The 11,085-nt window shown below is 57.5% G+C and carries 7 protein-coding genes; all 7 read right to left on the bottom strand.

The features are described 5' to 3' along the window. Positions 1 to 77: 77 nt before the first annotated feature. The 7 genes from IEX91_RS14900 to IEX91_RS14870 all read right to left on the bottom strand — a co-directional run bounded on the left by IEX91_RS14900 (position 78) and on the right by IEX91_RS14870 (position 10,939). Positions 78 to 518: a hypothetical protein gene (locus tag IEX91_RS14900; protein WP_188879978.1), complete on the bottom strand. Its 441-nt coding sequence runs from the start codon at positions 516 to 518 to the stop codon at positions 78 to 80. Next, positions 515 to 1,399, bottom strand: coding sequence for a ParA family protein (locus tag IEX91_RS14895; protein ID WP_188879977.1), 885 nt, complete (start codon positions 1,397 to 1,399; stop codon positions 515 to 517). Before IEX91_RS14895 ends, IEX91_RS14900 begins: the two co-directional genes overlap by 4 nt. Before the next feature lie 383 nt (positions 1,400 to 1,782). Then, positions 1,783 to 3,978 (bottom strand): MBL fold metallo-hydrolase, encoded by a 2,196-nt coding sequence (locus tag IEX91_RS14890; protein WP_188879976.1) that lies wholly within the window; start codon positions 3,976 to 3,978, stop codon positions 1,783 to 1,785. A gap of 94 nt (positions 3,979 to 4,072) precedes the next feature. After that, complete coding sequence (locus IEX91_RS14885) at positions 4,073 to 4,969, bottom strand: hypothetical protein (protein ID WP_188879975.1); 897 nt, start codon at positions 4,967 to 4,969, stop codon at positions 4,073 to 4,075. After that, a complete protein-coding gene (locus tag IEX91_RS14880; protein ID WP_188879974.1) occupies positions 4,966 to 5,901 on the bottom strand; it encodes a hypothetical protein in 936 nt (311 codons plus the stop codon). The genes IEX91_RS14885 and IEX91_RS14880 overlap by 4 nt, the downstream gene beginning before the upstream one ends. Further along, a complete protein-coding gene (locus tag IEX91_RS14875; RefSeq protein ID WP_188879973.1) occupies positions 5,901 to 9,167 on the bottom strand; it encodes a hypothetical protein in 3,267 nt (1,088 codons plus the stop codon). Before IEX91_RS14875 ends, IEX91_RS14880 begins: the two co-directional genes overlap by 1 nt. Beyond that, positions 9,164 to 10,939, bottom strand: coding sequence for a DEAD/DEAH box helicase (locus tag IEX91_RS14870; RefSeq protein WP_188879972.1), 1,776 nt, complete (start codon positions 10,937 to 10,939; stop codon positions 9,164 to 9,166). The genes IEX91_RS14875 and IEX91_RS14870 overlap by 4 nt, the downstream gene beginning before the upstream one ends. Positions 10,940 to 11,085 lie beyond the last annotated feature (146 nt).

Genomic DNA, 11,085 nt, shown 5'->3' with positions numbered 1-11,085 from the left:
GTCTCTGACGCTGTGAAACTACGAATAGTCTTCCCTACCCCGACGCTATCTTGTGATTCAACGAGGCATGTGCAGTCCTACTCCGTGTCCATCCCGAGCTCTTCCCGCACCAAATCCGAGTTATTCAGCAGAACACGGAAGCAGGCCATGTAGAAATCCCAGTTCTTGCTGAGTTCTGTGTCGTTGGCCTTCTTCCATTCGTACTCGATATCGTCCCATAACTCACCGACCTCGTCGACGACGGCAGGCGAGAGAAAGACGTTGTTATTCTCGTAGATATCAGACAGCGCTCCCAGCTCTCGATCCGGATTTGGATACTCGTGTGCGTCTACAGCACCGATTGTCTCTGGAGTCTGTTGTGCCGATTGCTGGGAGTCAGAGCCGTCGGGGTCCTCAGTATCGATGTCTGCAGGCGTGGGCTCGCTGTCCCCACCCGACCCGGAAACGCCGAGCTTCTCTGCCCGACTCTGGACGTCGCCTAACTGCTGTTCGAAGTCATCCTCTTCCTCCTCGCTCATGCTTCCACCTCCTGGTCGTCGACTGCGGCGCGGATTTCGTCGACGGTCGTCGCCTTTGCGGCTTCGACATCGAGGCCGTACGACGGTGGCGAGGTCTGATTGAGAATAAGTTGGAGCAGCTCGTCGTACTGCTCGAGTTCGTCGTTGCGGAGAGACTCTGGGTGCGCGTAGATCGAGCGTTGGTTCTTTTTCGCCCGGGCAAACGCCGCCCGGTGATCCGTAATGACTCCTTTCTCGTCGAACGTGTCCTCGAACCATTCGACGATCCGTTCGTTCTCCTTGGTCATCTTCGTCGAGTTGACCGTCATCAGGAAGGCGAGATACTGGATGTCGAGGTCGTGCATCATCTCGAGGACCTCGTACTGGTCGAATAGGAGGTCCGTCGAGTGTGGCATCTCTGTCTCGGGAATCATTGGGACGACGATTTTCTCGCCAGCTGTGACCGCGTTCTTCGCAAACGGAGAGAAGTCCGGCGGGCAGTCACAGACGATATAATGATACTCGGTTTCAAGGCGCTCCAGCAGCCGGCCGAGGCGGTTCTCGCCTGCGTCAGCGGAGTCGAGCGGCGACTTGTTGCCGTTGTACGACTGATTGGACGGGATGAGGTCGAACTCCTCGTGGTCGGTGAGCACGAGGTCGTTCACTTGGTCCCACTTCTTTGGGTCCAACAGGACTTCGTCGAGTGATAGCGCATCCAGGTCTTTGTAGATATCTCGCTTCCCGAGGTTGGCGGTCAGCGTCCCTTGCGGGTCGAGGTCGATTGCCAGTACGTCGAATCCTCGCGCTGCGAGCCCACCGGCGACGTTCAGTGCGGTGAACGTCTTGCCCGTGCCACCCTTCTGGAACGAAACGGCGAGCACTTCTGGGTCTGACTCAGCCATGGATACGTGTGGGTATGATTCATACCGATATAATTGTTCGTCAGACAAATACCGTTAGTACCGGTAATAACTATAGTCCCGGTGCGTTCGGTATTACTACAGGATAGGTCCGGTAGTAGCGTTACTACTGGTGGTGACGGATGCGGTGTGCTGACTCAAAACGATAGTTTCGGGATTACTGCTGCTATCGTTTTTATTGGTGACACTGGTAATATTATTCATATCGGTATTAACGGTACTACGCATATCACCGGGCATACTTGGCAGGACTCTGTCAACGGCAGACCGAGGCACGCACGCCGACCACTCTTAACCAACAAAACCGGCTATTTACGGCACCAGTGTTGGTTAAACCCAGAACGGGGACTGCTGAACCCCCGTGCTCACCCAGATAAGACAACCCGCTCAACCGCCGCCTGTACGACCTCATCTGTCGTTTCGTGGGGCGACTGCGGATTCTCGACGACCGCATCAATCTGCTTGATTAGTGATTCTGATCCAGCGATATCGACGGTTCGATCGTTACCCAACCCGATTGCATCCTTGATCCGGTCCAGAACGTATTCCTCAGCTGTGTCCTCCTCGGCTTCGACCACAGCTCTTGAGAGAAGTTCCGCCAGTGCTGGGTCAGCCTCGAACGCGAACGACCGCTCGGTAGACTCCGCGTCCTCCCACGGAGATTCTCCACGGAGCACGTCGGCGAGGTATGCATCGACAGCTTGCCGCGCGAATATCGCTAGCGAAACGCTCTCGTCATTCGCTTGCTGGACGGCGAGCTTCCGAACCGCGGGATCAACTTCGACCGTAAGCGCGACAGACGTCTCGTCAGCGATCGGCGCTGCCGACTCATCATCCGTTGCCTCTCGCGCAGGGCTTGAATCATCGCTACCAGCGGACTCATCAGCGCGCTGGCTCTCCTGTGTGATGTCTTCGGAGACCGCTGTTTTGTCGGTGCTCTCGGCTCTCTCCCCTCCGTTCTCAGTAGTCTCGTCCTCGTCAGTCGGCGTTTCCCCGTTGTCGGGCGGCTGGATCGTGTCGATGAGTGCTGCCTTCTCTTCGGTCGAGCCTTCGCTCGAAGTGCTCTCGCCGTTCGTTGGCTCCGGAAGGTCCGGCCCGGTCGTTCGGTACAGTCCTCCATCCGCAGCTCCCTCTGTTGCCTGTTCGTTGGCGGTACTCGGAGCGTGCTCCGTTTCACTCGATGTGGTCGTTCCAATGTGGAGCCGATTTTCGAGAGCAGCCACGCCGACGCCCTCCTGGTCGAGATCGATCTCGTCACGTCGACCGAGTTCAGGGATAGACTCCATCGCGTCCAGCACTGCTCCATCGGCGCGGGACGTATCGAGTTGGCCTCCTCGATTCTGGACTCGTTGCTTGACGTGGTCAGTAACCCACGGCGGCGCGAGATACTCGCCGTCGCTGTAGAGTGTCTCGACGCCCCGCGAACCGGTTGCCCAGGAGAAGGAATCCCATTTGTCCTTGTAGCGTTCGAGGGAGCGACTCCGCTGGTGTTCGACGACAACGTGGGTCGGTGAGACGGCCTCGACGACTTCGTCCAGGAGTTCCTCGGTTGGATGGTTCGAGAACTCGTGGGCGGAAACGGTCCCGGCGAAGTCGCTGTTCGTCATCGCGTCCGTACTTCCACCCTGGACTTGGACGAGCGATGCACTCGGGTCTTCGTCGATAGATTCGAAGAGGCGGCCGCTGCTTCCCTCTACGGGGACTTCGGGCCCGGCGATGGTGACGGCCCCGTGTTCGAAGCAGTCCGCTGTCGACTCGAACGTGGGGACTGTGGTAACATCCTCGTAGTTGTAGCCGAGCGCGTCGTAGAGTTTGGCCACCTGCCCAGCGAGGACGACTGGCACGCGGACGTCGAGTTCGTCGTCGACGCCGGCGAGCAACGTGGCGAGGTGGACGCCCGTGAGCCCGCTCGCCGTGCAGAGAGTCTTCGAGCCGGCGTTCGTCCGCTCGACGATGGTGCCGACAGCCTCGGTGAGCTCGTCCTCGAAGCCGTCGTTCGTCGCCGCAGTCAGGAAGAGGACATCCACATCGGGGTAGGCGCCTGGGTCGAACCCTCGATAGGTGGCTGCGTCGCGTTCGGTGAAGTCGCCCGTCGCGAGCATCCGAATCCGGTCCTCGCCGTCGTCGACACGGATGAGGAAGCCACTGGCGCCGGGCGTATGGCCGACAGGGATAGGTCGGACTGCGACTGTCTCACCAAGGATGTCGTGCCACTCGGAGATCGACTCGACCCGGCTCAGGAGCTCGTCGGTATTCGAGAGGTCGTATCGATGGGCACCCTCGGCGAAGACGTCTTCGAGGATGGACGCCGTGCTCGGACTCGTGAGAATCGGGGCGCCATCACGGTGTGCGTCATCGAGCGCTTGGTAGTGGTCCAGGTGAGCGTGTGTGAGTAGAATCGCTGCGAGATAGTCATCGTCGTTGAGAGTAGCGTCCAAGTTGACTCCATCGCCAGCATCGACGAGGATACACGCTGTTCGCTCCGTGTGGGCTTCGTCGATTCGAATGAGAAACGACTCGTTGCCCGCTTGCGGGTTAGCGTGCTCGTAGGCAATATTCACTAGTCGATATGCCGTGTCCCTCCGTTATCAACTTCCGGGCAGAGTGTCGCTGATAGATTTGTCCAAACATACTCTCTCGTCGACATTTTGCGTTCTACTCCCAGACCTCCTCATACTGGCCGACCTCTAGATAATACGATTCGTCGTCGACGACGGGTCGTGGCACAACACCCCCATCGAACTGCCGGAGGTGGCCCAGATGAATCGGCAAATGCCCGTCAGCGGGATCGTCGGTCGAACTCGTTGCGACGAGCCGCCGATTAACCAATCGGAGACTCGTCGAGTCGCCCTTCGATTCTGCGTTGTCCCGCCACGCTGCGATCGCATCCCGTATCTCGTTCTGTTTCTCGGGCATGATATCGTCGTAGGGAACGTTCACCCAGACGTGGCCGTACTCGGTAACGTACAGTCGCCCCGGCGTCGGTCGGTAAGCATCGTACGCAGCAACTAGTTCTGAATGGTCAAAGGCGGACTCGAAGCGATAATCACGCCACTTCCAGACCAACGTGTTTTCGTGACTTACTGCCCACCGCTCACCGTGGTGGAATGGCAAACCGGGCCAGACTGCGACACCATCGCCGGAAGCCGTTGGATCCAAATTCACATCACCGAGGTCAAGCGTCCCGGAGAGTGTCCCCAGATACGTCGGTATCCACCCCTCGGAGACCGGGGCATCCTCGACGTTTGGATAGTCCTCAGCTGGTACTTTGGTTATAATCTCGCCTCGGGCGGTAACTCGGAAGCTCCCGTACCCACCGCTCTTACCGGCTAATGTCATCGCCGATCGGAGTCCCTGGGGCGGTTCACCGAAAACTGAGAGGTCCCGTTGTTCCCACTTTAGAACGGCACTATCGGTGAAGTTCTCGTCACTAACGAGGCTGTATTTCGACCCACGATACGCGGACGGCCACGGTTGCTTCGGTGCGACACTAACCGACTGACCGCCCGAGATCGGTACTTTCGTTGGTTCCTCTTTGAATTCGACAGTCATTCTTCATCACCTCCAATACGTTCCTCGAAACGCTCGAACGCGCCGAAATCACCGTCTTCACCCGCATCTGCGTACAGTGTCCCATACTGGCCTGCGGAGGATGGTTGATCACGAACCGGGATGCGCTCTGTCGCTTTTGCTTCCGTCACGCTGATCGTTTGCACGTCTGTTTTCGCAGCGATATCCTCAATCGGGTCTTGCTCCCGAATCGACTGTGGTAGGTCGGGCAACGTCGAAACGAACTCCTCGATTTCCTCGGGGCTCCGATCGTTCTCGAGAAGAGTTTCGAGACTCGATACTGGAAGTTGCGCGTCGGAAAGCCATCTCGAAATTGCGTGTTGACCAAACAGTTCAATATCACTCTCCGCTGCCGTCGACTGTGCGTCCTCTGAGAATCCTGCGTTTGAGACAATACCGACTATCGAGGGCGAACGCCCCGTTGGCGGCGCCGTGTCTCCCTGTACGACTTGTTCAACATGTGTTTCCGTGACAGGTGCGTCCTTGACCCGTGGGAACAGGGCAAGTGAAACACTCGTGTGTTGCTTATCCCATATAAGGTCGATAACGAGATTGTCGACATCGTCAGCAGTCCGGAACATCCCCTCATATCGACTTAACGCAGTACCGAGCACGACAGCACAGTCTGTCGGACTGAGATGCGAGATGTCGTCGATATCAACGAAACGAACCGGGGGAGGACGCGCTGTCGACAGTTCAGAGCGGCGAGCGAACTCGCTCGTCGATTCGGGAAGGTTCGCTCGCGTGGTTTTGACGATATCAAGGACACGACTCCATGGGGCATCGAACTCGTGTTCCGCGAGTACATCAGTGACCACCTCAGCTGCGATGGTGGCATCGCGTGTTGCGTTGCGGATTGAGGTTGGTACGTCCCCCGGCTCGTACCAGTCCGGTCGGCTCTTTGTTCGAGACATTACCGGAGAACCCCCTTAAGGCGGTCAAGGACACCGATATTACGACGTTCGATCTCCTCGCTCGTCTCACGGCTCAACACAATGAGTTGATTTGTTCCGAGTAATCGCTTGCCGTATATCGTGACGTATGAACTGTTTTGTGCGACCTGGACGGAGCGGAAATCGCTTCGAATCGAATCCGGAATGTCGACTTCCTCTTCACCGATGCTGCGACACGTTTCGCAGCGGCCGTCATTGACGGCTGCGGGCGCGTAGTTTTGCTCACATAGTGTGCAGGCCTCGGTGTGTTTGTCGCATACTGTCTCGTCGAGAATCGGCGTTGATTCCGCGTGGTATACGCACAGCGGTTCATCGCCGACATCACAGGTCTGTCGATGACTCTCACAGTAGAGCGGGGCGGCACCCTCCCCGCAGTGTTCGCAGTAGAAGAGATGGTCACGGCAGTGCGGTTCGCCGTCGACCTCACAATACTCAATGTGGTCCGCGCATCGGACCTCCCCACACGTTTGGCAGGTTTTGCGATGGTCCGAGCAGAGTGAGGACCCACACACCGTACAGGAGGCCGCGTGTGAAGTGCCGACGACGTCGCTACAGACGGCACAAGCTGTCGCGTCGTCCGAACAAACGACCCCATCACAGCTTGTACAGTCGGTGGCGTGATCCGCACAAAGCGGCTTGCCACAGTCATGGCACTCTACAGTATGGTCGCTACAGAGTGCATCGCCGCACTCGCTGCAACTTAGCCCGTCGTCCGGGCACCGCGTTTCATCACACGCGACGCATGTATTCGTGTGTGCTGGACAGACCAGGTCCTGGCATACGGCGCACTCTACGCTGTGGTCCTGACAAATGTCGGTGTTACAGTAGTCGCACGACCTCGCGTGTTCGGCACAGAGGGGGTCGTTGCATTCGTCGCAAGACGTCACGTGCGTCTCGCAGAACGCTTCGTTACAGACCTGGCAGTTCGATCTATCGGTACTGCATATCCAGTCGTCACATTCCTCGCATGCAGTCACGTCGTCGTAGCAGAACTGCTCACCGCAGTCGGTACACTCGCCTGTGTGTTCCGCACAGAACGTCTCCTCGCACGCAACGCATTGCTGCTGGTCCGTCGGGCAGAGTGTGTCGCCGCAGTCGATGCAGGTGTCGACGTGTTTATCACAGATATCGTCGCCACACGTATCGCACGTAGTGACGTGGGTCCCACAGCGATCGTCCCCACAGCACTGACAGACGGTTGTGTGCGCCATGCATAGCGTGTCATCACACTTCGAACACGTTGTGGCGTGCGTCCCACAGAATTCGTCGTTACAGACCGAACACGCTGCTACGTGTTCCTCGCAGGTCCAACTTCCACAGTCTGCACATCCTTGGACATCGTCGTAGCAGAATTGCTCACCACAATCCGTACACGGGACAGTGTGATTCGCGCAGTGGATTTCACCACACGCCGTACATACAACGTGGTCTGTCGGACAGAGTGAATCACCACAGGCGGTACACGGAGCCGCGTGATCCGCACAGATATCGTCGCCGCAGGCATCACAGGTCCGGAGATCGTCGGCAACGTGATGGCCTTCGCAGTGGGGACAGTAGCCGGCGTGAGTCGGACAGAGTTCACCGTCCGCACTGGTCGCCTCAACACGGTCTGCTCTACAGAAACCGCCATCACACACGAGACATTTGTCCCGATGGTCCTCACAAGTTGGATCTCCACAGTGATCACAGTCCGCCGTGTGGTCTGGGCAGTGGTACTCCTCGCCCGTCGTGCACCATTCGAGGTGATCATCACATCGAAACGCTCCGCAGGTGTCACAGTCAGTGCCACAGAGAGTACATACCGGGTTGTCGTCCGCGGAGCAGGTGTGTTCGTGTATCGAACAGATCGTGTTTCCACATTCAGCACACTGCTCGCGACAGTCCGCGCAGCCTATCGCTCCACAGTAGGTACACGTCTCATCGGCACCATCTAACCCGCAGAGGAGTGTTCCGCAGTCTCCACACTCCACGCGGCAGTCCGGGCATACAACGTGGTCCCCGTCACAGACGACGGGCGGGCGCTCAGTTTCGAACGGTTCCCCACAGTCGCTACAGTTGAAACCCCCGAAAACGTCGGTCGCTGGGGTGTACGGCACGGTTGTTTCAGCCGTTCGGTCCGCGTCATCTACTTCGATAGTGAGCTCGCCACGGTCGTACGTGAGGACTGTCGTCCCGACGTTTATCACATCAACTTTGACAGCGTGACTCGATGCTGTCTGTTCGATCTGGGTTTCCTCTTCCTTGGTCAGTTCTGCTTTCCGTTTTTCGACCTCGGCCTTCAGATCTTCCAGTTCTGTCTGTGCCTCGCGGCGGTTCGCGAGATACTTGTTTCGGGTCGAGTTCTTTCGGGCGTTCTGGGCCTTGTTCTTCCACTTGCGGATTTCTTGTTGTTTCTTGTCGACTTCCGCTTCAAGTTTCTCTCGGCGCTGATCGTATAGGTCCTGAATCTCTTTGGTTCGTTCACCAACCGCCTCGTCGGCTTTAGCACGTAGTTCTTCGACGTCCGGAGCAATCTGCTCTTTAAGGACGCCGACGGCTGTTTCGTAGCGGTCCGACACAGTTTCGTCGTTGAGGGCGGGTGGATTGTCCGGCCGGGCATCCGTCGAGAGCACTCCGAGATGTGCGGTCAGTCGCTCGGTCAACTCGGGCAGTCGTGCCCCGCTTGCAGTGTCGAGGGTAATCGTGTTGAAGCGCTCGCGGTCGTACGACCGAACGCTTTCGATCTGGGTATGGAAATGGAATGCGAGCGCTGTCTCGGTGTGGTCTGATTCGAAGCCTGTCACACGCGCATTCGAACCGAGCGCCTCAACCATCGGAGGCTCGTGTAGCTGGACGTCACTTGGGCCGATACGGACATACGCGACACGTTCACCGTCTCGCGCGAGGTCAAGAATGGCGTTGAACAGCGGCGATCCCGGGCGCACGACGATATCGTCCCCCTGCTGGTCTCGTGGATCGAAGACGAGCGTCGATTCGTGTGCTTCATTGCCAGTGCTCGGTTCGTTAACCCTGGCTGCGATTGAATCGAGCGAGTTGTTACCAGTTCCCCCCGACGCACCTGTGTCGGCGCTTCCTGTGGCCCCTTGAGTGTCGAGTTCCGATGGCAACGTCACGCGCCACCGTTCGGGTGTCGTCCGATCTACTTCTCCACCGTTCGACTCGATAACCGCCTCCGTGAGCTGTTTGATGCTGACACGGTCCAGACCGGTTGACTCGGTTGAGCTCACGCCTCACCACCTCCGAAGTCGAAGTTCTCGAAAACACTTCTATTGAAGTCGCCCATCTTCTCGGCGGCCTCCTTGTTATCCTCCAAGTCGACCGCCATCTCCTCGAAGTTGTTCTCCAACTCATCACGGTTGTCCGCGGTCCGGAGCCGGTCGAAGACCTCCTGTTCGAAGTCGGCTCCGGACTGTTCCTTCCGTGAGAGAATATCGCGGAGCCCACCGATTGACTGTGTAAAGAGATTGATTTTTCCGTACAACTTTTCGAGAACGAACTCCTCGACCGTGTCTTCGAGCGCGAGGTTGAACACGTGAACCTCTCGTTCCTGCCCGATCCGGTCGATACGGCCGATACGCTGTTCGACCTCCATCGGATTCCACGGGAGGTCGTAATTCACCATCACGTTACAGAACTGCATATTGCGACCTTCGCTAATCGAGTCGGTCGCGACGAGTACCCCACCCTCGGATTCGAACTGTGAGACGACTTCGTCCTTCTCCTTACTGGAGAGATCACCATCGACAGTGTGGACCGGTTGGTCGAGCTTCCGAGCACTTTCCGCGATTTCCTGTTGGGTTGAACGGAACTGCGTGAATACGACGACTCGAGTCTTGTCCAATCTCTCGTGTATCGTTTCGACGATGTCCCGGAGGCGTCTCTGCTTGGTCGTCGTTTCGATTCCGTCGGCGAGGTCCTTGATCTCTTGTAGGTGTTCCCGATCGTGGACCGTCGCAGCCCCTTCGCCGCGAAGCCACTTTTCCACCGTTGAGGCGACTGCACTCGGACTGCTTACGACCTCCTTTTGCAAGAGGAGGAGGACGAGATGGGCGGCGTTCTCGCTGGAGTAATTCGAGCGGACGTAGTCAGTAACTGTATCGTACAGACGGCGTTCATCGGCTGTCGGATCGAACGCGTTCGTTCGAACTTCGCGGTTTGTGAAGTCGATGTCCGTCTCTTCACGCCGATTCCGTATCATCACCCGATCGAGTTTCCGCTGCAGGTCGTCGGCGTTTTTCAGTTCGCTGGCGTCGTTGTCGGCGAGATACCGGTTCTGGAATTCGCGCTTGGTACCGAGCAACCCCGGGCGAATGAGGTTGATGATGCTATACAGGTCGGATACGTCGTTCTGGATGGGCGTCGCGGTCGCGAAGAGCGCCTCCTGATAATCGATCTCTTGGATCAAGTTGTAGCGCTTCGTGTCCTCGTTACGGACATAATGCGCCTCATCAAGGACAAGCACGTCCCAGTGTCTGTCGAGGACGTCCTGCCGATGGCGTTTCCCTTTGGCTGTATCGACGCTCGCGACGATCCGGTCGTGAGCATCAAACCCCTGAAACGCATCGTCGTAGTTACAGACGAATTCGAGCCCGAACTTCTCCTCTAACTCGTGTTGCCACTGAGGTGCAAGTTGTGCCGGCGTTAGAATGAGGAATGAGTCCCGCGTTTCCCGGAGATCCATCTCTTTGAGTACCATCCCGATTTCGATGGTCTTCCCGAGTCCGACCTCGTCAGCGAACAGTGTGCCACGGCCCATGCTCGTGATCGCCTGATGGGCAGCGGACAACTGGTGGTCGAGGAGTTTGACTTGGTCTTTGACTTCCTCGACAGCGAGCAGGTCCTGCTTGCTCTGAATGACCTCAAAACGGTGCGCCTGGACCGCTCGCATATGCGCGGTGGCGTCCTCGGCGTCCGTTTGCGCAGTCTTACTGATCGCGGGTGGGTCGTCGACAACCCACTCGATCTCGGAACTCACGTTATCTGTGTCCCCGGATACCATTCGAATAGAGTAGGGTACAGACAGGAGCACATAAATGTTTGTTTTCACAAGGGAACAGACCAGCTTACTGCGATACGAATTCTGTCTTGGCGATAGTGATCTCTCACGTTTAGAACTGGATTTCTCGCTTGTGGAGGATATCTACG

Origin of the sequence: Halarchaeum nitratireducens, assembly GCF_014647155.1 — an archaeon.
Taxonomy (GTDB): Archaea; Halobacteriota; Halobacteria; order Halobacteriales; family Halobacteriaceae; genus Halarchaeum; species Halarchaeum nitratireducens.
This window is presented reverse-complemented; position numbering and strand designations above follow the sequence as displayed.

What these genes read in the sequence shown, in the direction of transcription:
- IEX91_RS14880 (WP_188879974.1), bottom strand. Translation starts at nt 5,901, where the DNA reads ATGTCTCGAACAAAGAGCCGACCGGACTGGTACGAGCCGGGGGACGTA.
- IEX91_RS14895 (WP_188879977.1), bottom strand. Translation starts at nt 1,399, where the DNA reads ATGGCTGAGTCAGACCCAGAAGTGCTCGCCGTTTCGTTCCAGAAGGGT.
- IEX91_RS14900 (WP_188879978.1), bottom strand. Translation starts at nt 518, where the DNA reads ATGAGCGAGGAGGAAGAGGATGACTTCGAACAGCAGTTAGGCGACGTC.
- IEX91_RS14870 (WP_188879972.1), bottom strand. Translation starts at nt 10,939, where the DNA reads ATGGTATCCGGGGACACAGATAACGTGAGTTCCGAGATCGAGTGGGTT.
- IEX91_RS14885 (WP_188879975.1), bottom strand. Translation starts at nt 4,969, where the DNA reads ATGACTGTCGAATTCAAAGAGGAACCAACGAAAGTACCGATCTCGGGC.